A 24,047-nucleotide genomic window follows, 5' to 3' on the forward strand; every position below is an offset into this window, starting at 1 on the left:
GTTCCAGCGCGCACGCCGACTCCAAAGAAACAAGCATACAAAGCCCAGGAACACAGCAACTACTATGTAACCAGCATCCATCACTTTTTCCCTGGCGTTCCGTCGAACTTTTTCTCAAGAGAGGTCCAACAGTCAATGTAGTCGTCCTGCAGGGGCGCTTCGTTTGCGGCAAACGGGGTCAGGTGCTGCGGAAAGCGGGTTTCGAACATGAAGGACATCGTATTGTCCAGCTTGTCCGGCCCGAGGTTTGCATTCGACGCTTTGTCAAAGGCTTCGCGGTCCGGCCCGTGTGGCAGCATCATGTTGTGCAGGCTCATCCCGCCGGGAACAAAGCCCTGCGGTTTGGCGTCGTATTGGCCGTAAATATTGCCCATTAGCTCGGACATGATGTTCTTGTGATACCAGGGAGGACGGAAGGTGTCCTCGGCCACCATCCAACGCTCGCGGAACAGGACAAAGTCGATATTGGCCGTCCCCGGCTGACCTGATGGGGCCGTCAGCACGGTAAAGATCGACGGGTCGGGGTGATCAAACAGGATCGCGCCGACCGGGCAATAGGTGCGCAGGTCGTATTTGTAGGGCGCGTAATTGCCATGCCATGCGACCACGTCCAACGGACTTTGGTCGATTTGCGTTTTATGGAACTGCCCGCACCATTTGACTGTGACGGTCGAGGGCACTTCTCGGTCTTCAAACGCCGCGACCGGGGCCTTGAAGTCACGCGGGTTGGCCATGCAGTTGGCGCCGATGGGGCCACGTCCCGGAAGTTCGAATTTCTGCCCGTAGTTTTCGCATACAAAGCCGCGCGCAGGACCGTCCAGAACTTCTACGCGATACACAAGTCCGCGCGGTAGAATGGCGATCTCTTTGGGTTCCAAATCAATGACCCCCAGCTCAGTTGCGAAACGCAGGCGGCCTTCCTGTGGCACCACCAGCAGTTCGGAATCGGCCGAGAAGAAATACTCGTCCACCATGGAATCTGTGACCAGATAGATGTGGCTGGCCATGCCCACTTGCGTGTTTACGTCGCCCGCCGTGGTCATGGTGCGCATGCCTGACAGCCATGTCAGGCCCTCGTCGGAATGCGGTACTGCATCCCAGCGATACTGCCCCAGGCTGATCACATCGGGATCAACGCAAGGGGCAGATTTCCACAGTGGCAGATCGACCTTCTCATACCTGTGTGAATGCTTGACCGAAGGCCGGATGCGATAGCACCACGTCCGTTCGGGCGGGTTCGCAGTAAAGGCCGTTCCGCTCAGCTGTTCACCATAAAGGCCGTAGTTGCAGCGTTGTGGGCTGTTCATGCCTTGTGGCAACGCGCCGGGCAGGGCCTCGGTTTCAAAGTCGTTCCCGAAGCCGGGCATATAGCCTGCATGTGTGCCAATGGTGCTGCTGGCTTGGGTCATCTGGTGTGGATCAGTCGGACGGTTCATCCTGTACTCCTCCTCATTGCTGCTTGTGAAATAATAGTTGTTTTTGTAACTAACAAGCATGACCGACACTGACCCCGCAAAAAATGATGCCTTTGATCTGCAGGATTTCCTTCCTTATCTGCTGAACAGAGCGGCCGAGGAGTGCTCGTTGGAGTTTCAACGGGTCTACAAAGAACGGTACGGGATGCTTCGCACCGAATGGCGGGTGTTGTTTCATTTGGGTAATTACGGTGAGATGACAGCCAAAGAAATTGGTGAACGGGCTCGCATTCACAAAACCAAGATCAGTCGCGCCGTCAGCAAGCTTGAGCAACGGCGATACTTAACGCGTACGCCCAGCCAGAACGACCGCCGGGTCGAGCATCTGACGCTGACCTCAGCGGGGCAGTCGGTTTACCGGGACCTGCGCGAGGTCGCCAAGCGATACGACGCCAGATTGGTGAACATGATAGGGCTAGATGACGCCTCTCAGCTCCGCGGGATGTTGAGAAAGCTGGCGGATATGGGGTGACCTCTGGTAATTGTCGTCCATTGCCCCCAGATGACGTGCAGAGCGGACATAGGATAACAATAAATGACAGCCCCGGACCCCAACGCGGCGAAATCAACCGATTTGATCAACTGGATAGTGACACGCGGCCTCGAGGGCGCGGACAAGGAAGAATTGCTGGATGGGTATTGTACCCGTCTGGTCGAACTTGGCGTGCCATTGATGCGGTTTCACGCGGCCCAATCGGCCCTGCACCCTGTCTATGGCGGTACTGGCTATAGCTGGTATCAGGGACGAGGTGGAGACTATCAAAAATTCAAGTATTCCGAAGATGTCAGCGAAGATTGGCAGAACAGTCCTTTGTTCGCGATCCTCAATGACGACATCGACTTTGTGCATGAACGCATCGTCGATCAGAACGAACCCAGCAAATACCCTCTGATCAATGAGCTTCGAGAGGTTGGTGCAACTGATTACTATGCCACCAGCGTGGCTTTTGACGTGCCAACGCACAACATGCCGCCCGATGCCAAAAAGGCGGTGGACGGGGTGCTTTTATCCTGGACTTCGAACGCGCCGGAAGGATTTCGAGACAGCGATCTGGAACTGATTCACACCGCGTTGCCTCATCTTGGGTTGGCGCTGAAATCGGCTTCGAATGCACGAGTCTCCAAAGATCTTATGCGTGTGTATCTGGGCCGCGATGCCGGTCGCCGTGTGCTGTCCGGCGAGATTCGACGCGGGTCATTGCAGCAAATCGATGCAGTGATTTGGAATTTCGACCTTGAAGGGTTCACCAGCCTGTCAGAAGAGCTGCCGGGAAACGAGATCATCGACATGCTTAATGATTACCTCGCGGTTGCGGTGGGCGTGGTGCATGACAACGACGGAAATATCCTGAAGTTCATGGGCGACGGGTTGATGGCCATGTTTGATGTTGGCGATATTGACGCGGACGCGCGGGCTGCGCTTAAGGCTGTGCCGATGCTGCAATCCCGGATCGAAGAGTTGAATGCCGCGCGCGAAGCAGATGGTTTGCCGGTGGCCAATTACACGCTGGCCCTGCATTCCGGCGAAATTCTCTATGGCAATATCGGGTCGGAAAGCCGGTTGGATTTCACTGTCATTGGTCCGGCGGTGAACCAGACTGCGCGTATTGCCGGGATGCATCGGTCTTTGGGTCAGCGCATTTTGATCTCGGATGACGTGGCTCGGGCTGCTCAGCCTTGCGGCAAGGAATTGATCTCGGTCGGGCGCTACATGCTGCGTGGCGTGCCCGAACCGAAAGAGCTGTTTACGGTCTACCGGCCAGGAGATTAGGCGTCGGCTGCGAGCGCACTGCAGCCGGTTCCGTTTAACATCAGAAAATTGCAACTGACGAAAGGCTGTCAATGAAGGCGCCGATCCAGTTGATCTGCTGGCGTGATAGCGAACGTCTCTTGAATGATTAGCGACGCATTCGATTATTGAAAACGGCTATCATCGAATTTCTCAATCGAGACACGTCTTCGTCTACTGAAGCGGATGGGTCGCATTCGAATGGCGGCAGAACCTCGACCCGGATCGTTCCACTTTTTGGGAGGTGTTTGCCGCGTGGCAACAGGCGGTCGGAATCGTGGATGACTATGGGTCGGATTGTCCGGCCCGTGTTGCGCGCGGCCAATACGGCTCCCGCCTTGAACGTGCCAAGACTTTCGGACCGGGTGCGTGTGCCCTCGGGGAAAAGCACGACAGAGCAGCGTGTGGGCATTGCTTGGATAGCAGCGGTAAGTGTTTCAAGCGCTACACTGCCGCTCTTGCGGTCAACCTCAACAAGCCCGGCGCCCTTGAACCCACGGCGTAAAAGGGCCGCGTCGCAGAGCTCTTTCTTAGCGGCAAAGGTGATCCACTTGGCCTCTGGCAGAGCATCCATAAGGGCGAAGCCATCCAGATGGCTGCGGTGGTTGATCACAATGATGCTGCCGGTGTCGGCGGATAACATTGCCTCTTCTGCCTGTGTCATCTCGGTCCGGATGCTCAGCAACCATAAAAGCCGCGAACAAGCACGTTTGACCAGCCGCCAGTACCAGCCGCGAAAGCCCCGCCGTTTACTGCAGAGTAAGGGCACAAACGCAACGAAAAGGAAATAAAACGGGCCCAGCAGGAACAGCGCCATGCGCTTGATGATGCGTACGCCGGTTGAGTCTATTGCCGCAAGTGCGGCTCGTTCTTCCGGACGTTGGAGTGACATGGATTCCGTTGCAAGTGTTGCTGTCCTGGGGATGGCCACAAGGGTCCTTCGTCTGGCTTTCGCTGCCTGCCCTCTGGGCGCGTGGCCTGACAAACACCCAGCGCACTGCCTCTATGGGGCAATGGCGAAGACACATCAACAAAAAGTCGCGCACAGACTAGACTTCAATGATTGGTTCGGACTTGAAAAGCGGATACTTCGCCGGGCGCGAATGTCCAGAAGCACAGTTTGTGACAGTTCGACCCGAGGGCTTGGGCGGCAGAAAACTCCGCAAATTTGACTTGCGAGAGGGACCTAAAAGTCGATCTCGACGCCCGGCAGGTTCAGCTCTTTCATCATGTCTCGCAGTTCCTGACGGGCCGCGATGTTCGAGATGTTGAGCTGTTTGACCCCGATATCCTTGAGGTCCAGCAAAGTCAGGCCGCGTGGGAAAAGTTCGCGAAAGACGACCCGCTCGGAAAAGCCCGAGGCCACGCGGAAGCCGATGCGTTGTGACAGCATCTCGATCGCGCGCTGCATTTTTTCCTTGTTGACCATACGCTGGGTTCCGACACGGTTTCTTACGACGACCCAGTCAATGGGCTTCAATCCGGCCTGTGCCCGCAACTGGCGCGCGTTCCAGACCATCTCGGAATAGACCGAAGGACCAAGGATTTTCTCGCCTTTCGAGTCAATGCGGGCCAGCAAGTCAAAGTCGATGAAACTGTCGTTCAGCGGTGTGATCAGCGTATCGGCCAGCGAATGTGCAACCTGGCTGAGACGGGTGTGCGAGCCTGGGCAGTCGATCAGGATGAAGTCACTGTCGCTTTCCAGTTCTGCCACGGCGGCCGAAAGGCGGTGGTCATAAATGTTCTCGCCCGGTTTCAGCTTGGTCGCGTCAATCTCGGGCAGGTCATGATGGCGGGGGCTGGGAAGAGACAGGTCCGAGTTTTTCAGGAAATTGGCACGGTTTTCGAAGTACCGGCCAAGGCTGCGTTGGCGCAAATCCAGATCCAGAGTGCTGACCTTGTGACCCAGCCGCGCCAGCGCAGTGGCCACATGCATCGAGACGGTCGATTTGCCCGCGCCGCCCTTCTCGTTCCCCACTACGATAATGTGTGCCATGCCTGTATTCCCAAGTCCCGCCGTGTTTGACCACACGTTGTTAAACACCACTATATGTTGTGGAAACGTGGAAGGGAAGAACCCGAAACGCCATTCTGAAAGCCTGTTGCGAATTCACAGACCCAAGAATGGACGTGTTGCTTGCCAGTGTGGCACCCTTGTTTCACTGTGGGCCTGAGGCGGCAGCGGGAAGGGCTTGAGATGGAACAGATATTCCTGAATGTGCTCAATGTGGTGCTGCCTGTACTTATCTGCGCGGGGATCGGTTACGTTTTGGCCATCACTCGGGCGCCTTTCGACAACACAGTTGTTGGCGGGATCGTTTCTCGGGTCGGGTATCCGACGCTGATTATCTCGCATCTGTCGACAACGAATATTGCCGTTGGCACATTTGTCGACGTCATGGCTGCCGCGGCTCTGGCGATTGCGGGCTTCGGCATTTTGGGATTGGTCGCGCTTAGGGCAATGCAGTTGCCGGTGCGGGCATTTCTGACTCCGTTGATGCATGGGAATGTCGGGAATATCGGTCTGCCGATTACTCTGCTGGCGCTGGGCGATGCCGGGATGGCCTACACGATGGCGTTCGTGGTCGTCGTGTTGATCAGTGTCTTTACCGTAGGTATGTGGATACCGGCCGGAGCGTTCTCGGCCAAAAAGCTGGTAACCTCGCCTATTATCTACGCTGTAGCTATTTCGCTGGGCCTGATGGCGACTGGGTACAGCTTGCCTGCACCCGTGGCCAAATCGTTCGACATCCTGGGCGGCCTTTCGATCCCACTTATGCTTTTGACGCTGGGCCACACGCTGGCTGGTCTACGCGTTCAAAGCTTGGGCCGGTCAGTGCTTCTGACCATGCTGCACCTTGGGATGGCGGTACTTATTGCCTCAGTTTTGGTTTGGACCAACGGGTTCACGGGGGCTGAACGTGGGGCGGTCATCCTGTGTTGTCTGATGCCGTCATCGGTCGCAACTTATCTGTTCATTGATCAGCACATGCCCGAATACGGACCGGACGTTGCGGGGTTCATTCTGGTTTCGACATTGGCAACCATTCTCGTTTTACCGTTGGCGTTGTCTTATTGGATCTGACCTTATGTTGAAGGATGAATTCTGCTAAGATTCTGATGTGTCGGGTAAATACCCGGCGGATACGAGGGCTTGGCGATGTCGGATGCGAAATCACCTCAGCACAAAGCGCGTGTTGTTTTGGCAATGACGGCGATTTGTATGATGGTGGTTGGTTTCAATACGACGGCTGTTGCCACGATCCTGCCCAACCTCAAAGCCGAGTTTGACCTTACTCCCGCAGAGCTTCAATGGGTGATGGCAACCTATACCGTCGCTAGTGCTTCGCTTGTTACAATTGTTAGCCGACTGGGCGATATAACGGGCAAAATGGGCGTGTTCTTCTTTGGAATGATGATGTTTGCCCTTGGTTCAGCGACTGTAATGTTTGCGCATGGCGGCGCGATGCTGCTGAGTGGACGCGCCGCGCAAGGGGCAGGGGCAGCGGCTTTGTTCGGAACGTCTCTGTCCTTGCTGACGGCTGCAACGCCCGAAGATCGGAGGGCAAGCGTCACCGGGGCCTGGGGCGCAATTGTAGGGTTGGCGATTGGCGTGGGCCCTATCTTGGGTGGGGCATTTGCTCATTACATCAGCTGGAGAGCCGTTTTTGCCACCGACCTGATCTTGCTGGCTGGCGCTTTTACCATAGGTCTAACGGTCAGCAGGCGGGGCTATGTACCCGACACGCGGCTTGCGGGCGCAAGATTTGACTACGTTGGCGCAAGCGCTGTTCTGTTGTTTCTTGGGCCGTTGTCTTTTGCACTCAGCAATGGCGAAAGCGCTGGATGGGATACGCCTTCGACATTGGTGCCGCTGGCGGTCTCCGCATTCGCAATGGTTTGTATTGTCATCGCTTCGCGCCGCAGCCAAGACCCTCTGATCGAACTGCGATATTTTCGCCATCCGCGTTACTTCATGGCTGCGGCTGGCATGTTTTTGACCGGGTTTACCCTGTTCGGTTTTTTTGTCTATTTCAACACGTTCGTCCAGTCACCCGATGCCTTCGAATATTCGTCGGTCGAGGCCGGGTTGGCGATCATGCCGCTTAGTCTAAGCATGTTTGTCATCTCGGTCACCGCGCCGCGTTTCCTCGCGCCCTACAGTTTCCAATGGCCTGTTGCGATAGGGTTGGGGTTGATGGCGGTTGGGTTCCTTTCGCTGACCGCAACTACGAATACAACACAATACGCCGAGATTTGGTGGAAACTTATGATTGTCGGCATTGGTCTGGGTATCTGTTTTTCACTGCTGCCTCGCCTTGGGTTGCGCCTGCTACCCGAAAAGCACGTGGGGCAAGGGTCCGGTGTGATCAATGCGTGTTTGTATTTCGGCGCTACGCTTGGTGCCGTCGTTTGTGGCCTTGCCGAGGCTCTTACTACCCGTAAGGGACTGTCAGAAGTAATCAATGCCTTGCCTGTCGGATCGGCCCCGCGCGAGGATCTGGCACATGCGCTCACCCATGGCTCACCCAGTCAGATTCAGCAGATTCTGGCGGATCTGAAGCCAAATGCCGGAAGCGCGCTGGCCCAGGCCCTTCGGGATCTTCAGGACAATGCCTTTGACAGCGCCATGGTCTTTACGGCGATGGCAGCCTTGTTGGGGATGGCGTTGGCGCTGCTATTGCTGCGTGGACCAATTCCACCACTGCACAGCGCTGCCGATCTGACAGCCAATTAGACTAGAGCCACTAGCGTCGAGGAGCACCCAAGTGGGATGGTCACTTGGGAAATAGGGATCAAATTAGGATGTAAGCATTGGCTGTTGAAGGCATTTCCCCTACTGTTAGCTTTCCCGAAATTGGGACTGTAGAAAACCCCGCTGTTTTCTATGACGGGCGGACTGTATTTTTGTCTTACGAAATTGCACCGGTGTCGGGCGGTGGGGTCGCGATACTGAAATTTGATGATGTTATCGAATTTCGGATAGACCCAATGACTGTCGAAGGTTTGCGGGCCGCCGAGTTCCCCGTCAAACCATGGGACTTTCAAGAGGTCACGGGATCAGAAAAAACCGAACGCTGGAAGGCTTTGAAACCCCGCTTTTGGACGATCTCCTTCAACGATGAAACGATAGAGGTCGTCTTCAAGCAAGTTGAACTGATTAACCGAACACGTGAAGCCACAGCTCCTGATGCGGCTTTGAGGGAGCTGCTCGCATCGAACAAGGCGGATCGATTCCAACCGTAGCCAGCGCCACATGCCGCTGAGAAGACAAACAAAAAGGCCGCCCGTTGGGACGGCCTTTCGGATCTGAAATGGATCTGGCTTAGAAGCCCAGACCTTCGTATTTCTTCTTGAACTTCGACACGCGGCCGCCGGCGTCCATCAGGCGCGACGAACCACCGGTCCACGCGGGGTGCGAGGAGGGGTCGATTTCCAAGGCCAGCTGGTCGCCTTCGGCGCCCCAGGTGGATTTCATCTGAACCACGGTGCCATCGGTCATTTTGACGTTGATGACGTGATAATCGGGATGGATGTCTTTTTTCATCTTTCCGCTCCTTACGCCTCGGCGCCAGCCTTGGGCTTGTAGTTGGTGACTTCGGCGATACGCGCGGATTTACCACGGCGCGAGCGCAGATAGTACAGTTTGGCGCGACGGACGCGGCCACGGCGGACAACGGTGATGCTGTCGATGTTGGTCGAATGCAGCGGGAACACACGCTCCACGCCTTCGCCGAACGAGATTTTGCGGACGGTGAACGAACCGGCGATGCCGCTGCCACCTTTGCGCGCGATGCAGACGCCTTCGTAGTTCTGCACACGGGTACGCGACCCTTCGGTCACTTTAAAGCCGACACGGATAGTGTCACCGGCTTTGAAATCGGGGATGTCTTTCCCCAGGGCGGCAATCTGTTCCGCCTCAAGCTGTGCGATCAGGTCCATCGCATTCACTCCTATCTGCTCGTGGTTGGTCCACGAAGTTTGGGCACGGGCTGAGAGCTCTTGGTCTTCACCGGGTCCTGCATGCAGCCCGCCAGAGGTCAGATCGAATGTTCCTTAGTCTAGTTTGTTCCGCCGCGCCTTGGCCGAAGAAAGCCGGGCGTCACGACATGGAGCAAACCAAAACACCGGAGTCGCATGACGCGGCACCGGATTGCGGTCGTTTAAGGGCATTATGTGCAGGGATCAAGCCTAAAGTGTCAGGAAACGGTGGGATTCCGCCGCCTCGAAACAGCATCGTTGCTTTGATCCGTCGATCAGGCATTCTGAGGGCAATTACAAGAGCAGTCATTTCAAACAGGAACAGATCATGCGCACCGCATTGATGCTTGCTGTCGCGGCTTTTGCCATCCTGTCCTGCGGTCGCAGCAGCCCGCCGCCGCAACAGGTCGAGGCCAACGCGTTTCTGGACACGACCTCACCTTCGGTGATTTTCCCGGCTTTTGGCGATGCTGATCCGCACCCGTGGGAGGGGCGCCATCCGGGCCATTATCCTGTGCACGGGCTGGACGTGTCACGCTGGCAGGGGCCGATTGACTGGCACAAGGCCAAGGCATCGGGGGTTAGCTTTGTTTTCATCAAGGCGACCGAAGGTGGTGACGTTGCCGATCCGATGTTTGCAAGCCACAGCAGAGGAGCAAAGGCCGCCGGGGTGCCTTGGGGGGCATATCACTATTACTATTTCTGCCGCCCAGCGCGCGAGCAGGCGCGGTGGTTTATCCAGAATGTTCCCAAAGGATCGGACCTTCCGCATGTTCTGGATATGGAATGGACGCCCCATTCCAAGACCTGCACTCTGCGCCCAAACGGTGCGACCGTTCGTGCCGAAGCTCAACGGTTTCTCGATATTCTCGAACGTCATTACGGGCGGCGGCCGATTGTCTACACGACTGTGGACTTTTATGCTGACACAGACATCGGGCGCCTGCCCAAGACAGAGTTCTGGCTGAGGTCCGTCGCCGGGCATCCAAGGAACGTTTATCCCAATGCGATTTGGCGGTTCTGGCAATACACGGGCACGGGGCTTGTGCCCGGTGTGCAGGGACCAGTGGACATCAACACCTTCAACGGCCCGCCCGAGATCTGGGCGCGGTGGAAGAACGGCTAGCCTTCGGACTTGGCTTTGGAGTAGGCGTCCCACAAGTCGGGGCGGCGTTCCTGTGTGATCCGCTCGGACATCTCATGCCGCCAGCTGGCAATGCGCCCGTGATGGCCCGACATCAGAATGTCCGGGATCGGGCGACCCTTCCATTCGGCGGGGCGTGTGTATTGCGGGTGTTCCAGCAGGCCCGAGGAAAAGCTCTCTTCCTCAGCCGAGGCCTGATTGCCCAATACGCCGGGGATCAGCCGCACAGTCGCGTCGATCAGAGCCTGCGCAGCAATCTCACCGCCGGTCATGACGAAATCACCCAAGGAGACCTCTTGCACGCCGTAATGTTCCAACACCCGCTCATCGACGCCTTCGAACCGACCACATAGCAGGGTCATACCGTCACAGCGCGCCAGATTTTGCATCATGCGCTGATCCATCCTTCGGCCACGCGGGCTAAGGTAGATCAGCGGCCAGTTACCCCGCACCCCCGCCATCGTGTGTTCAATCGCCTCGCCCAGTACATCGGCGCGCAACACCATGCCCGCGCCGCCGCCGGCGGGCGTGTCATCCACATTGCGGTGCTTGCCGACGCCGAACTGGCGCAGATCGACGGTTTCCAACTGCCACAGGCCCTCTTGCAGTGCCTTACCCGTCAGGCTTTCGCCCAACACACCGGGAAAAGCTGAAGGGAACAGAGTGATGATCTTAGCCTTCCACACCCCGTGCAGGTCGGGCGTTGGGGTCAGCAGCTCACGCGGTTTCAGGGTCGGACGGATCGCCTTGCGCCCATGAGATTTTGACGGTTTTTCGGTCATGTCGCACCCATCAGCGCCTGCTGCGCCCGTTCAACTACGGCGGCCTTTTGCGCGACCAAGGCGGCTTCGTCCAGACGTGATCTGTTCAGGTCCAGCAATTCGGCCAAAACGTCCTCGGGCAGTCGAGTGTTCGATTTGGAGGGCGGAACCAGCTGTTGCGCCTTGTCATGGGGCAAGTCCAGATACTCGGCAAAAGGCGTACCTGGTCCGAACTGGCGCAATTGCAGCTCCTCCAGCCAGTCCGTGGTCACGGTGACGGTTGGCAGCTTGTCACGAATCTGGTTCACGGTCTCTTGCAACGCGGGCAAATGGTCGATGCTGTCGCGGAATGTATCGAAATCCTGCACCTGCCGCATTCGCTGCAAATCATGGGCCCAAAGGCTGCGCAGCCAACTGCCCCGCTGACGCAAAGACAGGTAAAGCGTGATTTCGACCTCCTGCCCTGAAAACCTCTGGTGGATCGAATCCACGAGACAGGCGGCCAGATCGGGGGCTGCGGCGTAGCCCTGTTCCAGATTGCGACTGGGGCGGAGGCCCGCGAAGTTTTCCTCGCTGAGGATCATCCCGCGCTTTTCCCCGAAATCCAGCGTGTCGAGGAAGTCGCGCATCTGGCTGCCGAACTCGGACAAGGTGCCGACGGTGCCATAAACGGAATGGTTGGTCGCTGCCCGCGACAGGCCCGAGTTGCGCGTTCGATAGGGCAGGACCAACGCGAAATGGGGCCAGATCAACTCGCGATTTTCATAAAGGAAAGACTGTGCCGCAGTGGTGCCTGTTTTGTGCAGGCCCAGATGCAGCAGGACGCGGCGCATCAGATCAGCCCTTCGGGCGGGTCGGCGATGATGCGGCCTTGATCCAGATCGACCGTGGGGACGGCCTCAAGCGTGAAGGGCAGCAGAACGGTGGCCTTTAGCCCCGGCCCGTGCAGTTCCAGCAGGTCCGCCGCGCCGTGGTTTTGCACCGATTTTACCCGGCCCAGCAGGGTGCCGCCGGTGTCATAGACCTCAAGCCCGATCAGGTCGGTGTGATAGAATTCATCATCGGGCAACGAGGGCAGTTGATCACGCCGCGCAAACAGACGCAGACCTTTCAGCGCGTCCGCCTGTTCTTTGGTTTCAACTCCGCCCAGACGCGCCGCAAAACCATTCTTGATCGACCGGGTCAGGACCAGCGGATAGCGTTCGCCGCCAGCCTCATCGGTCAGCGGGGAATAGGCTTCGATATCCTCGGGGATGGCGCAATAGCTTTTCAGCCGCACCTCACCGCGCACGCCATATGATCCCGCAATGCTGCCGACGCAGATCAGATCACTCATTTGCCCCATCCGTCACACAAAACCCGTCATCCCATTGTCCGATCCCTTCGCACGCCTCGCGCTGGTTCGAGCGTTCGAAGAACACGCCGACAATAAAGGCGATCATCAGCAGGATGGGAAGGCGTAATAACCCGAACATGCGCCTATCGCACCTCGAGGGGCAGGTTGTCGTCGCGGTTTTCCCAACCGACCTGTTCCAGCTCGGGCGTGTCCGATGGCGTTTCCGGCCAGCCGACGCAGAAATAGCCGATCAGCCGCCAATCCTCGGGTACGTCCAAATCACGCGCCATCTGGTCTGGGTCCAGAATGGACACCCAACCCAACCCCAGCCCCTCGGCCCGCAAGGCCAGCCAGAACAGGGTGATGGCCGAAACCACCGAATAGCGCCGCATCTCGGGCATCGTGCCTGCGCCCAGACCTTGCCCCTTGTCGGTGGCATCGTCGCAAAACACGGCCAGATGCACCGGGGCCTCTTGCATCCCCGACAGTTTCAGGCGGCTGTAAAGCTGCGCCTTTTCGCCGGAATATCCCTCCAACGCCTGCGCATTGGCGGTTTGAAAATTTCGCAGCGCCGCGTCGCGCGCGGGCTGGCTTTCGACGCGGATCACGCGCCAGGGTTCGCTCAACCCCACCGAAGGGGCCAGCCGAAACGCGTCGAGGCAGCGCGTCAGCACTGCCTCGTCAATCGCGTCGGTGCGGAACCGACGCACATCGCGCCGGAGCCGCAGCAACAGGTCAAACTGCGCGCGAAAATCGTCAGTGAAAGTCTGATCCCGCACGCGCTTGCCTGCTTACTCTTCCGCAGCCGCTTCTTCAGCCGGTACAGCCGCAGCTTCTGCCGCCTCAGCAGCCTTGGCCGCTTTTTCTTCGGCGCGCTCCTGGGCTTTCTTGCCCGGGGTACCCTTGTTGGGGTTGTTGCGCTCGGCTTTGTCGCGGGCGCCTGCTGCTTCGAGCATACGTGCGATCCGGTCGGTGGGTTGAGCACCCTGGTCCAGCCAGTACTGGATGCGCTCCATGTTCATTTTCACGCGCTCTTCGCTGTCTTTGGGCAGCAGCGGGTTGTAGGTACCCAGTTTCTCGATGAAACGGCCATCGCGGGGCATACGGCTGTCAGCCGCAACGATGCGATAGAAGGGACGCTTTTTCGAGCCGCCGCGGGCGAGACGAATTTTCATTGCCATGGTTGTATCTCCTTAAGATGGCGTGACCGGTCACGGACCGGGTATTCTTATTGGTGGAAACGACGGGTCATTCCTGATGTTTCCGGTGGTGTCGGATGACTTCCTGAATGATGAAATTCAGGAAAGCCTTGGCGAAGTCGGGGTCCAGATCGGCCTCTTTCGCCAGGTCTTCGAGCCGAGTGATCTGCGCAGCTTCGCGCGTGGGATCGGACGGGGGAAGGTCGTGTTCGGCCTTTAGCTTGCCAACGGCCTGCGTGTGCTTGAACCGCTCGCCCAGCGTATAGACAAGGATCGCGTCCAGCCGGTCGATACTTTCGCGATGCTCTTTCAGCAGCGCGGCAGCTTGTGCCACGGGGTCGGTCATTGGGCGGTCCTCTCAGCCGTCAAAGCAGGGTCGGAAATGTCGAGCTTCGGGTGGCGCCAGACCTGACAGGGCGTGCCAACGACTTCGCCTTCACGCTCATAAGTGGCACCAAGCCGTTTCGCCAGCGCGCGCGAGCGGTCGTTGTCATGGGCAATATACGAGATCGGAGCGTTCACACCGTTGTGGCGCGCAGCATAGGCGCGGGCGGCAGATGCAGCCTCGAACGCGATCCCTTTGCCTTCGAACCCACCCAGAACGACCCAGCCGAGTTCGGGTTCATCCCAGCCAGGCGCGTTAATGATGCCAGTCCAGCCTGCAAACGCATTGCTGGCTTTGTCGACAATATGCCAGCCGCCATAGCCCAGAACCGCCCAGTGACCGAACCGGCCCATGAACGAGCGCCAAGTTTCCAACGCCGTCTTCGGCCCACCGACCATATGGCTGCGCTCTGTTTCAAAGAACGCTGTCATGGCGGGCAGGTCATCAGCCTGCGGCGCACGCAGGATCAGGTTTTCCGTCTCGACAGTCGGGATCGTGTAGGAGGTCATGCGTAAGCCTCCATCCCGCCATTCACCAGATCGGCAGGGGCAGGGTGCCGCCAGACCTGCATCGCGCCAAAGGCTGGGTGTTCATAGGTGTAGTCAAACTTGGCGCCCAACCGGTCTGCGACGGCTTTGCTGGCGATGTTTTCCGGGTCAATCATGGAAACGGCTGTTTGCCATCCCAACACATCATAGGCATGGGACCGAGCAGCCAGCGCTGCCTCGGTGGCATAACCCTTGCCGGTGGCGTCGTTCATCAAGGTCCAGCCGATTTCGGGTTCTGGCCAACTATGCGGAAACCACAGGCCAACGTGACCGACATATCTGCCCGTCTCTTTTTCTTCGACACCCCAGAACCCGTAGCCACGTATGACCCAATGCCCCAAAAGCTGAGCCATCAAGCGCCAGGTTTCATCCGGCCGCTTCGGTCCGCCCAGAAATTTCGACGCATCCGATGCGAAAAATTCCGCTTCGGCGTCGAAATCAGCCTCGGACGGTGCGCGCAATATAAGGCGCTCAGTCTCTAGCTTGGGGATATGAAGGGTAGGGGTTGTCACGTCATCGGTCTCTAGGCTGCGGGGCATTCATCCAGACCAAAGACAAACGCACTGCGCGCGCCGCCCGGAATCTGCTCGACATCATCGCTGAGGATGGCCACGTCGCGGCAGCCTGTCACACGCCGCAGCTCGGTGTCGGCCAGCGCGAACAGCTTGCCATATCCGATGCTGCTACCGGTTTCGGTAAAGTTGACCTCAGCCTCGTGGGCCCGAGCGGTTACGTCTGCAGGGATGCCGCTTAGCACGGTGCGATACTCGCCCCGTACAGGACCATCCGGAGCAGTGTCCAGATCAATGGTTACAAGATCTCCGCAGCCGGCAAGTGCGACACAGGCGATCAAGGGAATGTATTTCATAGTGCGGCTCATTTTTTCTTCCCAAACCCGCTAAGCCCCGGAGGCAGGGCCATGCCGCCACCCATTCCGGGCATGCCACCGGGCATCTTGCCACCCATCGCCTTGGCTGCAGCCTCAAGCGCCTTGGGGTCCATGCCTGCGGCCATGTCCTCGGGCGAGGGGCCGCCTTTGCCGAACATGCCCTTCATGGCCTGTTTCAGCATCTTGCCTTTGCCCATCTTGCCCATCTTCTTCATCATGTCCGACATCTGCCGGTGCATCTTGAGCAGCTTGTTGAGGTCGCTGACCTCCATCCCTGACCCGGCGGCAATCCGTTTCTTGCGGCTGGCCTGCAACAGTTGAGGGTTGGCGCGTTCGCGCTTGGTCATCGACTGGATCATGGCGATCTGCTGGCGCAGGATCTTGTCGTCCAAACCGGCCTGATCCATCTGCTTGGCCATTTTGCCCATGCCGGGCATCATGCCCATCATGCCCTGCATACCGCCCATCTGGATCATCTGTTCCAGCTGCATTTTCAGGTCGTTCATGTTGAACTGACCTTTGACCATGCGCTTCATCATGCGCTCGGTCTGTTCGATCTCCATCGTTTCCTGGGCCTTTTCGACCAGGGCAACGATATCGCCCATGCCCAGAATACGTCCCGCAATCCGGTCCGGCTCGAAGGTTTCAAGCGCGTCCATCTTCTCGCCCAGACCGACAAAGCGGATGGGCTTGCCGGTAACGGCGCGCATCGACAGCGCAGCACCGCCGCGCCCGTCGCCGTCCATCCGGGTCAGGACCACGCCCGAGATGCCGACCTTGGCGTCGAACTCTTCGGCGACCTCAACGGCGACCTGACCGGTCAGGCCGTCGACGACCAGCAGGGTTTCACGCGGGTCAACCGCGTTGCGGACCTGCTCGACCTCGTCCATCAGGACTTCGTCGATATGCAGACGACCCGCCGTGTCGAGCATATAGACGTCATAGCCACCCAGCGTCGCCTGCTGTTTGGCGCGTTTGGCGATGTCGACGGGTTTCTGACCGGGCACAATCGGCAGTGTGTCGACGCCAACCTGAGTGCCCAGAACGGCCAGCTGATCCATCGCCGCCGGGCGATAGACGTCGAGCGAAGCCATGAGGACTTTCTTGCCCTCTTTCTCTTTCAGCCGTTTCGCCAGCTTACCCGTTGTGGTGGTCTTACCCGAGCCCTGCAGACCGACCATCAGGATCGGGGCAGGCGGGTTGTCGATCTTCAGCTTGCCGGGGTCTTCCTCGCCACGCAGGGTATCGACCAGCGCGTCATGTACGATCTTGACGACCTGCTGGCCGGGAGTGATCGACTTGGTGACGGCCTGACCGGTCGCCTGTTCCTGAACCTTCTTGACGAAGGCGCGCGCCACCGGCAGCGAGACGTCGGCTTCAAGCAGGGCAACGCGGACTTCGCGCAAAGCTGTCTTGACGTCTTCCTCGGATAGCGCGCCTTGTTTGGTCAGCCGGTCAAAGACGCCGGAAAGGCGTTCGGATAGATTTTCAAACATGCCTTCGGCCTCCTTAGCCGGTTATCTGGTGGCACTTCCTAGGTAGGAAACACCGGTTAAATACACAATTGCCCCCACGGGCGAAACTCGCTGGTGGGGGGCGATCCCTGAACGACTCAAGGGACCGGAAGATCAGACGCTTCCGGATGATTGGGGTGGGCTTTAGGCCGATTGGCTGTCAGAGTCAACCGCTCGCGCCGGAAGCCAGTTATTGACCGCATCCACCAGCCGCTGCGCCCCGTGCCCGCTGACATAGGCTTCGACAATCGGGTGTCGGCCTGCACTCATGCCCTTTTCCAGGATCAGAACGGGACGGTGCATCTTGGATGTGGTTCTGTCGCGGGTCGACGTGGTGGTCTCCACCTCGGCGTGGGACAGGTTGCGCAGTTCATGTTCCACGGTGTCATAGCCAAAGACGGATTGGCGGCGGATCAAAACGCTGTTGCTGGGTCGATCCAAAATCACCTGTACGCGCCGCACAAAGACGCAGAAAGCGCCGATGCCCATCCCGCCGCCGAACACAGCAAAGAACAGACCGAACAGAATGCCCTCGCCGCCATCGGTTGCCATGAACAGACCAGCGCCGACAAAGGCAAGGATGAAGAAGATCAGTGAGATGCCGATGAACCAGGGCGTATTAGAAAGGATCAATTGGTTCGGAGTATTGCGCGTGACTTTCATGGCGGTACGCTAGCACTGAATTCCGACGCTGTCTGGCTTGAATTTGTCCGCATGTTGCGCGATGAGCGCGCCAAACAGGAGATACCCATGGACGCATCATCTGCTTTTCAGGACACATTGCCGCTGAGTTCCGACGCGCTGCTGGCGCAACTGGACGATTGGGGCCTGACTTATACGCTGCACACCCATGTGCCGCTGCGCACGGTTGAGGAATCAAAGGCGGTCGAGGATCAGTTCATGGTGCCCGGTGAAAACGCGTTGCGGGTCAAGAACCTGTATCTGCGCGACAAGAAAAAGCGGAACTATCTTGTGACGCTGGAGCAGAACGCCGAGATCGACCTTAAGGCGCTGGGGGCCGATCTGGGTGTCGGTAACCTGTCCTTTGGGTCGGCGGATCGTTTGCTGCAGAACCTTGGTATCCGTCCCGGCGCGGTGAGCCCTTTGGCGATGATCAACGGGGTGCAGAATGAGGTGCGGTTCTTCATGGACAGTGCAGCCAAGCAGGCGGATGTCATCTATATGCACCCGCTGGTCAATGACCGCACCGTTGCAATGCCACGGGACGATCTGCTGGCGTTTTGTGATCGTACCGGGGTCGAGATTAACTGGTTGCCCTGATCAGTCCCCCAGCGCTTGGGTCAAGGCGGCCGAGACATGTGCGGCGGAAGGGTTGATGAAAAGATGCCCGTCTGCCTCAAACACCGGATCGTCCAGATGGTTGGGGAAGGCTAACGGCAGTTCGGTGCAGGCCAGCAGGATCGCGGTGCCAGTGCGCGCATGTTTGTTGCAGAACGCAAGCAAACGGGCATGCGCTTCGTCGGACGCCCCACCGTAAAAGTCGCTGTCGATCATTGCTTGCATCTCGGCGATCTCGGCGTCGGGCAGCCGCTTGTTGGCGACAACGCCATGTTCGGCCAGCTTTTCGGCATAGTTGCTCGCTTCCATCGTGACGGTTGTTCCCAGAACCAGCGCTTCCGAGGCTTTGGTGCGCGCCGTCACCTCTGCAGTGGCGTCGAAAATACTGAGAATCGGCATCGCCACGCCTTGTCGTATCGAATGAAGTCGAGCGTGGGGGGTGTTGGACGCAATGATGCCGAAATCACATCCGGCCTGTTCCAACGTCAGCAGTGCCTCGCGAAAGACTGCGTCGAAGGCGGACCAACTCTCTTCGTTCCCGGCGATACCGCGCAAAGCGCGCGTTTTGGCCTGCGTGACGGATTCGATGGTCATCGGAGGGATGGGCAACGGAGATGTATGACCCCGTTCAGCGAAATGGCGGCTCGCGCCCTCGGCAATGGCGCGGTAGTAGTCCACGGTCGAGGCCCAGCCCACACCGCCCAGAATTCCGATTTTTTTCATGCCCGGTGTCCAGTCTGCAATTGTCTGTTCAGGTGCAGACTGGACGTTTTAGGGCGTAACGGTCAATCAGGCCGCCAATTCTGAAACAGCCTTTTGCGCGTTGCTAAGGGTCGTTTCAGCGTCCAGTGCCATTTGATCGGCTGCGATGACGTCGACATTATGAATGCCGATGAAGCCCAGAACATGCTTGGCATAGTCGGTGGCAAAGTCGATCTCGGACCCGACTGCGGTGCCGCCAGAAGCGATGGCCAGAACTGCGCGTTTGCCGTCCAGCAGCCCCTTTGGGCCGTTTTCACTGTAGGAAAAGGTCAGTCCGGCGCGGGCAACAAGGTCGATCCACGCCTTGAACGCCGCGGGCACCGAGAAGTTATAGATGGGCAGGCCGATCACGACCGTATCGGCCTCTTGCAGTTCCGACACCAGAGCGTCTGAAAGGGACAGAAGGTCACGCTGAACCGCGTCGCGCTGATCGGCGGGCGTGAAATTGGCATTGATCCAAGCTTCAGTCAGTAATGGCAGCGGGGTCGCCAGGTCACGGCGGATGATGCGGTTGGCACCAAGGTGCTTGACGATACGGTCAGAAAGGTCACGGGTCGTTGACCCTGTTCGGCGGGCCGAGGCGTCAATGTGCAGAACCGTCTTGGTCATAATGGTCTCCTTCAGGCGGTGAATTCTGTGTCTGGTCCCAATATGAACGTTGCGTTGGTGAACAAAACTCTGATATCCCAACAGTAAGTGTTAAAATTTGCACAATGGGCAAGATGCGATGGACAATTGGGATGAAGTGAGAACCGCGTATCAAGTGGCGCGCATGGGGACGGTCAGCGGTGCCGCCGAAGTGTTGGGCGTTCACCACGCTACCGTTATCCGCCATATCGACGCGATCGAGGCGCGGCTGGGGGTCAAACTGTTCCAGCGCCACGCCCGTGGATACACGCCGACCGAGGCGGGCGACGACCTTCTGCGCGTAGCGCAAGCGACCGAAGATCAGTTCAACCAGTTGGTTGGGCGCATGAAAGGCCGCGGAGATGACGTATCCGGAGAACTGGTGGTGACTTCTCTGTCCTCGTTGGCGCCGTTGGTTGTGCCGGTGCTGAGCACATTCCAGCGCCTGCATCCTGATCTGATCGTCCGCTATCTGACCGGTGACCGTCTGTTCCGGCTGGAATATGGTGAGGCACATGTGGCGATCCGCGCCGGGTCGGCGCCGGATCAACCCGACAATGTTGTGCAGCCATTCATGAAACAAGAGGTCGGCTTATACGCGAGCACGGCTTACATCGAACGTCACGGCAAACCAGCCGGGGTCGAGGATTTTGCCAGCCATTTCTTCATCAGTACCGATGACGAAACCAGCCGCGCGCCTTTTTCGCGTTGGTTGCGCGAAACGGTCCCTGCTGATCGCATCACTTTTCGCTGCACCAACAATTTCTGCATCCGCGAGGCCGTTCTTTCTGGAGCAGGCATTGGTTTCATGGCGCGGTGGGAAGCTGCCCGTGACTCCAATCTGATCGAGGTGATCCCGCCGCTGTCCGAGTGGTTCGGCAACCTTTGGCTGGTGACGCATGTGGATTTGCACCGCACGACCAAGGTGCAGTCGTTCCTGTCCTATCTGAAAGAGCAATCCAAAGGCTGGCAGCCATGACCCCTCAGGCGCGTGGCCATTTGGCCATGCTGGTCTTTTCTGCCTTGGTCGCGGGCAGTTTCTCACTGGGCTCAATGATTGCCAACCAGATCTCGCCCGAGGCGGTCACCGCCGTGAGGTTTGCAATTGCGGCCATCGTGATCGGGGCAACAGCGTTGATGACCACAGGCTTGCCGCGCAGCGCCGCGCAAGCTCCTTGGCGTTACCTGGTGCTGGGCGGGCTTTTTGCGACCTATTTTGTTCTTATGTTTCACGGGTTGAAAACCGCCCCTCCGGTCAGCGCGGCTGCGGTTTTCACCCTGACTCCGGTTTTATCAGCGATCGCCGGATGGTTTCTGTTGCGTCAGGTCACCACGCCAAGGATGGCACTGGCGCTAAGCATTGGTGCCGTTGGGGCGCTTTGGGTGATCTTCCGGGCGGATTGGCAGGCGTTCACGGCCTTTCAGATCAACAAGGGTGAGGTCATTTATTTCTGGGGGTGTATAGCTCATGCTGTTTATACGCCGATGGTGCGTAAACTGAACCGCGGCGAACCCGCCGTGGTGTTCAGTTTCGGAACCATGGTAGCAGGTTGCCTGCTTTTGACGATCTATGCGTGGTCTGACATTCGCGACACCGACTGGGCCAACCTGCCCATGATCGTGTGGGTCGGGTTGCTGTATCTGTCGATCTTCGCCACCGCCGCCAGTTTTGTTCTGGTTCAGTTTTCGGCCCTGCGTCTGCCGTCGGCCAAGGTTATGGCCTATACTTATCTTGTCCCCAGTTGGGTAATACTCTGGGAAATCGCGCTGGGTAATGGAACCCCCACCGCGTTGGTTCTGATAGGTGTTGCCTTGACTTGCGTCGCTTTGCTGATGCTGCTCAGGCCCGAGGAGCAGCTAGAGGGAAATCAGAGCATTGAGGCAGATCAAAGCTGATACATGCAAGTTTCTCTATGCTTGAGCAGAGGAGGGTTGGATCATGTACTCACACATCATGTTTCCTGTGGATCTGCATTTGCCGCCAGAGGTTCGCAAAGCTGCGGATGTCGCCGCAGAAGTTGCAAAATGGCAGGCCGCCAAGATCACGGTGGTCAGTGTTACGGGAACCCAGCCCGGCGATCTTGTACAAACGGACGCCACAGTAAACCAAGAACTCAAGGCTTTTGCCGAACAACTGTCGACAAAAAGCGGATCCGAAGTCGCATTTCGCAACATTCACTCAGTTGACGTGGCGGCTGAGGTGGATGGTGACTTGGCCCGCGCAGCTGAAGAGATCGGTGCCGATCTGATTGTCGTGGGCACCCATGCGCCACGTATCACGGACTATATCTTTTCCAGTCACGCCGGGTATCTGGCCAATCACGCAAAAATGTCGGTCTTTGTAGTCAGGTAAGTTACCGCTCTTTAGAAGCGGGCAGTTCGGTTTCCAGAAACCGTTCGAACGCATCCAGGTTGACCGGCTCGAATTGTCCGAACCCCTGCATCCAGACCGAGGCCGACCGTAGCGCGTCGGGTTCCAGTTTGCACCATTTTACCCGGCCGCGTTTTTCCTGGCTGATCAGTCCAGCCTTTGTCAGGATCATCAGATGCTTCGAGATTGCGGCCAGTGACATCTCGAACGGTTCGGCAACATCGGTGACGGCCATGTCATCCTCCAGCAGCATCGCAAGGATGGCGCGGCGGGTGGGGTCGGCAAGGGCTGCGAAAACGGTATCGAGATCACTGGACATGCTTCCGCTCAATCACAGCGGTCTGCTTTGGTCAACCATTTGGTTGAATATGAAAGATCCGGTCCATTCATGCCCGCACAGGATCAACGGGTGCGCCAGCGATGAGGTGGTGGAATATTTTAATACATAAAAACATAAGCTTAATCATAATTCGGGTGCGACCTATACACCGTTGACTCTACGCCCGCATCGCCTTAGCACCCTACCCAAGACTGTGCGAAGGAAACGCCCGTGACCGATGATGACCAAAAGCAGCGTATGGCGCAGCTGGAGGCTAAGATCGACGCGGCGAAAAAGGCCAAACAGCCCCCCAAACGCGCAGACAGTGACATATCCGGCGGCGAGCTTGCCTGGAGGATGGTCATCGAAATGGTATCCGGTCTGGGGATCGGATTTGGCATCGGATACGGGCTGGACAGCCTGTTCGGGACAATCCCGATCTTTCTGGTGCTGTTTACATTGCTGGGCCTTGTCGCGGGCGTGAAGGTTATGCTCCGCAGCGCGAAGGAGGCTCAAGAGAAACAAACGGCGGCGACGGCCGCCGAGAAGGACGAGAGGGACTGAACGTGGCAACTGAGACCACCGCAGCAGAAGGCAGCAGCCTGGTATTCCACCCGATGGACCAGTTCATCGTCAAACCGTTGTTCGGCGACGGTGCGGTGGGCATGTTCACGATCACCAACGTGACGCTGTGGCTGTTCTTTGCGATCGTTGCGATTGTTCTGCTGCTGATCGTGCCGACTTCGAAGCGCGCGATTGTTCCGACCCGGATGCAGTCAGTGGCCGAACTGGCCTATGGCTTCATCTACAAGATGCTGGAAGACATCTGCGGCAAGGAAGGCGTCAAGTTCTTCCCCTATGTCATGACCCTGTTCATGTTCATCGTGACAGCTAACTTCCTTGGCCTGATCCCGACCTCGTTCACCACCACATCGCATTTTGCCGTGACCATCCCGCTGGCGCTGGCTGTCTTCCTGACCGTCACCATCCTGGGCTTTGTCAAAAACGGCGCCGGTTTCCTTGGCCTGTTCTGGGTCTCCAGCGCCCCGATGGCGCTGCGCCCGATCCTGGCGATCATCGAGCTGATTTCGTACTTTGTGCGCCCGGTCAGCCACTCCATTCGTCTGGCCGGTAACGTCATGGCGGGCCACGCGGTGATCAAGGTGTTCGCAGGCTTTGCCGCGATTGCCGTGATCTCGCCCGTGTCGGTTCTGGCGATCACGGCAATGTACGGCCTTGAGGTCCTGGTGGCCTTCATTCAGGCCTACGTATTCACCATTCTGACCTGTGTATACCTGAAGGATGCGCTGCATCCGTCGCACTAAGGTCCGAACACCCAACATCGAAACTTCCAATTCGTAAGGAGAAACATCATGGAAGGCGATCTCGCACACATCGGCGCAGGCCTGGCAGCAATCGGTTCCGGCGCAGCCGCAATCGGGGTGGGCAACGTGGCAGGCAACTTCCTGGCCGGCGCCCTGCGCAACCCTTCGGCGGCTGCTTCGCAGACCGCAACCCTGTTCATCGGTATCGCATTCGCAGAAGCCCTGGGGATCTTTGCATTCCTGGTCTCGCTGCTGCTGATGTTCGCCGTCTAATCTGCGGAACCTGATCCTTACGCGCAGGTGGGCCCAAGCCATAGCGGCC

At 58.0% G+C, this 24,047-nt stretch carries 33 protein-coding genes; 13 read left to right on the plus strand and 20 right to left on the minus strand.

All coding sequences use genetic code 11. The features are described from left to right. Positions 1-80: 80 nt before the first annotated feature. A complete protein-coding gene (gene hmgA, locus J7380_RS04930) occupies positions 81-1,436 on the minus strand; it encodes a homogentisate 1,2-dioxygenase (protein ID WP_209194748.1) in 1,356 nt (451 codons plus the stop codon). Between the two features lie 58 nt (positions 1,437-1,494). On the opposite strand from hmgA, the gene J7380_RS04935 reads away from it, so the two are divergent. Together J7380_RS04935 and J7380_RS04940 are read left to right on the plus strand one after the other, a co-directional pair. After that, entirely contained in the window at positions 1,495-1,947 is a 453-nt protein-coding gene (locus tag J7380_RS04935) for a MarR family transcriptional regulator (RefSeq protein ID WP_209194749.1), read from the plus strand. A 63-nt stretch (positions 1,948-2,010) separates the two neighbouring features. After that, positions 2,011-3,246: an adenylate/guanylate cyclase domain-containing protein gene (locus J7380_RS04940; protein WP_209194750.1), complete on the plus strand. Its 1,236-nt coding sequence runs from the start codon at positions 2,011-2,013 to the stop codon at positions 3,244-3,246. Between the two features lie 127 nt (positions 3,247-3,373). On the opposite strand, the gene J7380_RS04945 is transcribed toward J7380_RS04940, so the two are convergent. After that, positions 3,374-4,156: a lysophospholipid acyltransferase family protein gene (locus J7380_RS04945; protein WP_209194751.1), complete on the minus strand. Its 783-nt coding sequence runs from the start codon at positions 4,154-4,156 to the stop codon at positions 3,374-3,376. 294 nt (positions 4,157-4,450) lie between these two features. Next, positions 4,451-5,260 carry a division plane positioning ATPase MipZ gene (locus tag J7380_RS04950; protein ID WP_170356096.1) on the minus strand — a complete coding sequence of 270 codons (810 nt, stop codon included), beginning with the start codon at positions 5,258-5,260 and terminating at the stop codon, positions 4,451-4,453. Positions 5,261-5,461: 201 nt separating this feature from the next. On the opposite strand from J7380_RS04950, the gene J7380_RS04955 reads away from it, so the two are divergent. From J7380_RS04955 to J7380_RS04965, 3 genes are all read left to right on the plus strand, one after another. Then, complete coding sequence (locus tag J7380_RS04955; RefSeq protein ID WP_209194752.1) at positions 5,462-6,349, plus strand: transporter; 888 nt, start codon at positions 5,462-5,464, stop codon at positions 6,347-6,349. A gap of 75 nt (positions 6,350-6,424) precedes the next feature. Next, positions 6,425-8,002: an MFS transporter gene (locus J7380_RS04960; protein WP_209194753.1), complete on the plus strand. Its 1,578-nt coding sequence runs from the start codon at positions 6,425-6,427 to the stop codon at positions 8,000-8,002. Between the two features lie 77 nt (positions 8,003-8,079). Further along, positions 8,080-8,511: a hypothetical protein gene (locus J7380_RS04965; RefSeq protein ID WP_209194754.1), complete on the plus strand. Its 432-nt coding sequence runs from the start codon at positions 8,080-8,082 to the stop codon at positions 8,509-8,511. A 79-nt stretch (positions 8,512-8,590) separates the two neighbouring features. Here the strand turns inward: J7380_RS04965 and rpmE are convergent, their stop codons facing one another. Continuing rightward, the gene (gene rpmE / locus J7380_RS04970) at positions 8,591-8,812 is read right to left on the minus strand and encodes a 50S ribosomal protein L31 (RefSeq protein WP_170428949.1); all 222 of its coding nucleotides are present in this window, start codon (positions 8,810-8,812) and stop codon (positions 8,591-8,593) included. Positions 8,813-8,823: 11 nt separating this feature from the next. Further along, positions 8,824-9,207, minus strand: coding sequence for a 50S ribosomal protein L19 (gene rplS / locus J7380_RS04975; RefSeq protein WP_170328369.1), 384 nt, complete (start codon positions 9,205-9,207; stop codon positions 8,824-8,826). Positions 9,208-9,574: 367 nt separating this feature from the next. Here rplS and J7380_RS04980 point away from each other — a divergent pair, with 367 nt between their 5' ends. Beyond that, a complete protein-coding gene (locus J7380_RS04980; RefSeq protein WP_209194755.1) occupies positions 9,575-10,372 on the plus strand; it encodes a GH25 family lysozyme in 798 nt (265 codons plus the stop codon). Here J7380_RS04980 and trmD read toward each other — a convergent pair. From trmD to J7380_RS05040, 12 genes are all read right to left on the minus strand, one after another. Further along, complete coding sequence (gene trmD, locus J7380_RS04985) at positions 10,369-11,172, minus strand: tRNA (guanosine(37)-N1)-methyltransferase TrmD (RefSeq protein ID WP_209194756.1); 804 nt, start codon at positions 11,170-11,172, stop codon at positions 10,369-10,371. The two genes, J7380_RS04980 and trmD, sit on opposite strands and share 4 nt — an antisense overlap. Beyond that, on the minus strand, positions 11,169-11,984 hold the full coding sequence (locus J7380_RS04990; RefSeq protein ID WP_209194757.1) for a hypothetical protein: 816 nt from the start codon (positions 11,982-11,984) through the stop codon (positions 11,169-11,171). Before J7380_RS04990 ends, trmD begins: the two co-directional genes overlap by 4 nt. Continuing rightward, on the minus strand, positions 11,984-12,487 hold the full coding sequence (rimM, locus tag J7380_RS04995) for a ribosome maturation factor RimM (protein ID WP_170754989.1): 504 nt from the start codon (positions 12,485-12,487) through the stop codon (positions 11,984-11,986). Before rimM ends, J7380_RS04990 begins: the two co-directional genes overlap by 1 nt. Beyond that, complete coding sequence (locus J7380_RS05000) at positions 12,480-12,626, minus strand: hypothetical protein (RefSeq protein ID WP_209194758.1); 147 nt, start codon at positions 12,624-12,626, stop codon at positions 12,480-12,482. Before J7380_RS05000 ends, rimM begins: the two co-directional genes overlap by 8 nt. Positions 12,627-12,630: 4 nt before the next feature. After that, a complete protein-coding gene (bluB, locus tag J7380_RS05005) occupies positions 12,631-13,266 on the minus strand; it encodes a 5,6-dimethylbenzimidazole synthase (RefSeq protein WP_209194759.1) in 636 nt (211 codons plus the stop codon). 12 nt (positions 13,267-13,278) lie between these two features. Continuing rightward, entirely contained in the window at positions 13,279-13,668 is a 390-nt protein-coding gene (rpsP, locus tag J7380_RS05010) for a 30S ribosomal protein S16 (RefSeq protein ID WP_209194760.1), read from the minus strand. Between the two features lie 67 nt (positions 13,669-13,735). After that, positions 13,736-14,032, minus strand: coding sequence for a chorismate mutase (locus J7380_RS05015; protein WP_209194761.1), 297 nt, complete (start codon positions 14,030-14,032; stop codon positions 13,736-13,738). Next, entirely contained in the window at positions 14,029-14,580 is a 552-nt protein-coding gene (locus tag J7380_RS05020) for a GNAT family N-acetyltransferase (protein WP_209194762.1), read from the minus strand. The genes J7380_RS05015 and J7380_RS05020 overlap by 4 nt, the downstream gene beginning before the upstream one ends. Beyond that, positions 14,577-15,158: a GNAT family N-acetyltransferase gene (locus J7380_RS05025; RefSeq protein ID WP_209194763.1), complete on the minus strand. Its 582-nt coding sequence runs from the start codon at positions 15,156-15,158 to the stop codon at positions 14,577-14,579. The genes J7380_RS05020 and J7380_RS05025 overlap by 4 nt, the downstream gene beginning before the upstream one ends. Next, positions 15,143-15,499, minus strand: a complete 357-nt coding sequence (locus J7380_RS05030) for a hypothetical protein (protein WP_209194764.1) — start codon at positions 15,497-15,499, stop codon at positions 15,143-15,145. The genes J7380_RS05025 and J7380_RS05030 overlap by 16 nt, the downstream gene beginning before the upstream one ends. Further along, positions 15,496-17,004, minus strand: a complete 1,509-nt coding sequence (gene ffh, locus J7380_RS05035; protein WP_209194765.1) for a signal recognition particle protein — start codon at positions 17,002-17,004, stop codon at positions 15,496-15,498. The genes J7380_RS05030 and ffh overlap by 4 nt, the downstream gene beginning before the upstream one ends. Positions 17,005-17,166: 162 nt before the next feature. After that, positions 17,167-17,685, minus strand: coding sequence for a hypothetical protein (locus J7380_RS05040; RefSeq protein ID WP_209194766.1), 519 nt, complete (start codon positions 17,683-17,685; stop codon positions 17,167-17,169). Positions 17,686-17,772: 87 nt separating this feature from the next. On the opposite strand from J7380_RS05040, the gene J7380_RS05045 reads away from it, so the two are divergent. Continuing rightward, a complete protein-coding gene (locus tag J7380_RS05045) occupies positions 17,773-18,303 on the plus strand; it encodes a prolyl-tRNA synthetase associated domain-containing protein (protein WP_209194767.1) in 531 nt (176 codons plus the stop codon). Here the strand turns inward: J7380_RS05045 and J7380_RS05050 are convergent, their stop codons facing one another. Then, positions 18,304-19,044, minus strand: a complete 741-nt coding sequence (locus J7380_RS05050) for an aspartate/glutamate racemase family protein (protein WP_209194768.1) — start codon at positions 19,042-19,044, stop codon at positions 18,304-18,306. Between the two features lie 66 nt (positions 19,045-19,110). After that, positions 19,111-19,692 carry an NAD(P)H-dependent oxidoreductase gene (locus J7380_RS05055; RefSeq protein ID WP_209194769.1) on the minus strand — a complete coding sequence of 194 codons (582 nt, stop codon included), beginning with the start codon at positions 19,690-19,692 and terminating at the stop codon, positions 19,111-19,113. 118 nt (positions 19,693-19,810) lie between these two features. Between J7380_RS05055 and J7380_RS05060 the strand changes: the two genes are divergently transcribed. Genes J7380_RS05060 through J7380_RS05070 form a run of 3 tightly spaced genes read left to right on the plus strand, consistent with a single transcriptional unit; the run spans position 19,811 to position 22,063 of the window. After that, positions 19,811-20,689 (plus strand): LysR family transcriptional regulator, encoded by an 879-nt coding sequence (locus tag J7380_RS05060; RefSeq protein ID WP_209194770.1) that lies wholly within the window; start codon positions 19,811-19,813, stop codon positions 20,687-20,689. Beyond that, on the plus strand, positions 20,686-21,606 hold the full coding sequence (locus tag J7380_RS05065) for a DMT family transporter (protein WP_209194771.1): 921 nt from the start codon (positions 20,686-20,688) through the stop codon (positions 21,604-21,606). The genes J7380_RS05060 and J7380_RS05065 overlap by 4 nt, the downstream gene beginning before the upstream one ends. A 43-nt stretch (positions 21,607-21,649) precedes the next feature. Then, positions 21,650-22,063: a universal stress protein gene (locus tag J7380_RS05070; protein ID WP_209194772.1), complete on the plus strand. Its 414-nt coding sequence runs from the start codon at positions 21,650-21,652 to the stop codon at positions 22,061-22,063. Position 22,064: 1 nt separating this feature from the next. Here the strand turns inward: J7380_RS05070 and J7380_RS05075 are convergent, their stop codons facing one another. Further along, positions 22,065-22,400 carry a metalloregulator ArsR/SmtB family transcription factor gene (locus J7380_RS05075; RefSeq protein ID WP_209194773.1) on the minus strand — a complete coding sequence of 112 codons (336 nt, stop codon included), beginning with the start codon at positions 22,398-22,400 and terminating at the stop codon, positions 22,065-22,067. Between the two features lie 231 nt (positions 22,401-22,631). On the opposite strand from J7380_RS05075, the gene J7380_RS05080 reads away from it, so the two are divergent. From J7380_RS05080 to J7380_RS05090, 3 genes are read left to right on the plus strand one after another with little or no spacing between them, the layout of a single operon-like run. Continuing rightward, positions 22,632-22,964 (plus strand): AtpZ/AtpI family protein, encoded by a 333-nt coding sequence (locus J7380_RS05080; protein ID WP_209194774.1) that lies wholly within the window; start codon positions 22,632-22,634, stop codon positions 22,962-22,964. Positions 22,965-22,966: 2 nt separating this feature from the next. After that, positions 22,967-23,725, plus strand: a complete 759-nt coding sequence (locus tag J7380_RS05085) for a F0F1 ATP synthase subunit A (protein ID WP_209194775.1) — start codon at positions 22,967-22,969, stop codon at positions 23,723-23,725. 48 nt (positions 23,726-23,773) lie between these two features. Then, positions 23,774-23,998: a F0F1 ATP synthase subunit C gene (locus tag J7380_RS05090; RefSeq protein WP_005981269.1), complete on the plus strand. Its 225-nt coding sequence runs from the start codon at positions 23,774-23,776 to the stop codon at positions 23,996-23,998. Positions 23,999-24,047: the final 49 nt, after the last annotated feature.

The sequence above is a fragment of the Ruegeria sp. R8_1 genome, assembly GCF_017743815.1.
GTDB classification, from domain to species: domain Bacteria; phylum Pseudomonadota; class Alphaproteobacteria; order Rhodobacterales; family Rhodobacteraceae; genus Ruegeria; species Ruegeria lacuscaerulensis_A.

Bases quoted from the DNA above. Each gene is read 5' to 3' on its own strand.
- hmgA (WP_209194748.1), bottom strand. From the start codon at position 1,436: ATGAACCGTCCGACTGATCCACACCAGATGACCCAAGCCAGCAGCACC.
- J7380_RS04935 (WP_209194749.1), top strand. From the start codon at position 1,495: ATGACCGACACTGACCCCGCAAAAAATGATGCCTTTGATCTGCAGGAT.
- J7380_RS04940 (WP_209194750.1), top strand. From the start codon at position 2,011: ATGACAGCCCCGGACCCCAACGCGGCGAAATCAACCGATTTGATCAAC.
- J7380_RS04945 (WP_209194751.1), bottom strand. From the start codon at position 4,156: ATGTCACTCCAACGTCCGGAAGAACGAGCCGCACTTGCGGCAATAGAC.
- J7380_RS04950 (WP_170356096.1), bottom strand. From the start codon at position 5,260: ATGGCACACATTATCGTAGTGGGGAACGAGAAGGGCGGCGCGGGCAAA.
- J7380_RS04955 (WP_209194752.1), top strand. From the start codon at position 5,462: ATGGAACAGATATTCCTGAATGTGCTCAATGTGGTGCTGCCTGTACTT.
- J7380_RS04960 (WP_209194753.1), top strand. From the start codon at position 6,425: ATGTCGGATGCGAAATCACCTCAGCACAAAGCGCGTGTTGTTTTGGCA.
- rpmE (WP_170428949.1), bottom strand. From the start codon at position 8,812: ATGAAAAAAGACATCCATCCCGATTATCACGTCATCAACGTCAAAATG.
- rplS (WP_170328369.1), bottom strand. From the start codon at position 9,207: ATGGACCTGATCGCACAGCTTGAGGCGGAACAGATTGCCGCCCTGGGG.
- J7380_RS04980 (WP_209194755.1), top strand. From the start codon at position 9,575: ATGCGCACCGCATTGATGCTTGCTGTCGCGGCTTTTGCCATCCTGTCC.
- trmD (WP_209194756.1), bottom strand. From the start codon at position 11,172: ATGACCGAAAAACCGTCAAAATCTCATGGGCGCAAGGCGATCCGTCCG.
- J7380_RS04990 (WP_209194757.1), bottom strand. From the start codon at position 11,984: ATGCGCCGCGTCCTGCTGCATCTGGGCCTGCACAAAACAGGCACCACT.
- rimM (WP_170754989.1), bottom strand. From the start codon at position 12,487: ATGAGTGATCTGATCTGCGTCGGCAGCATTGCGGGATCATATGGCGTG.
- J7380_RS05000 (WP_209194758.1), bottom strand. From the start codon at position 12,626: ATGTTCGGGTTATTACGCCTTCCCATCCTGCTGATGATCGCCTTTATT.
- rpsP (WP_209194760.1), bottom strand. From the start codon at position 13,668: ATGGCAATGAAAATTCGTCTCGCCCGCGGCGGCTCGAAAAAGCGTCCC.
- J7380_RS05015 (WP_209194761.1), bottom strand. From the start codon at position 14,032: ATGACCGACCCCGTGGCACAAGCTGCCGCGCTGCTGAAAGAGCATCGC.
- J7380_RS05020 (WP_209194762.1), bottom strand. From the start codon at position 14,580: ATGACCTCCTACACGATCCCGACTGTCGAGACGGAAAACCTGATCCTG.
- J7380_RS05025 (WP_209194763.1), bottom strand. From the start codon at position 15,158: ATGCCCCGCAGCCTAGAGACCGATGACGTGACAACCCCTACCCTTCAT.
- J7380_RS05030 (WP_209194764.1), bottom strand. From the start codon at position 15,499: ATGAGCCGCACTATGAAATACATTCCCTTGATCGCCTGTGTCGCACTT.
- ffh (WP_209194765.1), bottom strand. From the start codon at position 17,004: ATGTTTGAAAATCTATCCGAACGCCTTTCCGGCGTCTTTGACCGGCTG.
- J7380_RS05040 (WP_209194766.1), bottom strand. From the start codon at position 17,685: ATGAAAGTCACGCGCAATACTCCGAACCAATTGATCCTTTCTAATACG.
- J7380_RS05045 (WP_209194767.1), top strand. From the start codon at position 17,773: ATGGACGCATCATCTGCTTTTCAGGACACATTGCCGCTGAGTTCCGAC.
- J7380_RS05050 (WP_209194768.1), bottom strand. From the start codon at position 19,044: ATGAAAAAAATCGGAATTCTGGGCGGTGTGGGCTGGGCCTCGACCGTG.
- J7380_RS05055 (WP_209194769.1), bottom strand. From the start codon at position 19,692: ATGACCAAGACGGTTCTGCACATTGACGCCTCGGCCCGCCGAACAGGG.
- J7380_RS05060 (WP_209194770.1), top strand. From the start codon at position 19,811: ATGGACAATTGGGATGAAGTGAGAACCGCGTATCAAGTGGCGCGCATG.
- J7380_RS05065 (WP_209194771.1), top strand. From the start codon at position 20,686: ATGACCCCTCAGGCGCGTGGCCATTTGGCCATGCTGGTCTTTTCTGCC.
- J7380_RS05070 (WP_209194772.1), top strand. From the start codon at position 21,650: ATGTACTCACACATCATGTTTCCTGTGGATCTGCATTTGCCGCCAGAG.
- J7380_RS05075 (WP_209194773.1), bottom strand. From the start codon at position 22,400: ATGTCCAGTGATCTCGATACCGTTTTCGCAGCCCTTGCCGACCCCACC.
- J7380_RS05090 (WP_005981269.1), top strand. From the start codon at position 23,774: ATGGAAGGCGATCTCGCACACATCGGCGCAGGCCTGGCAGCAATCGGT.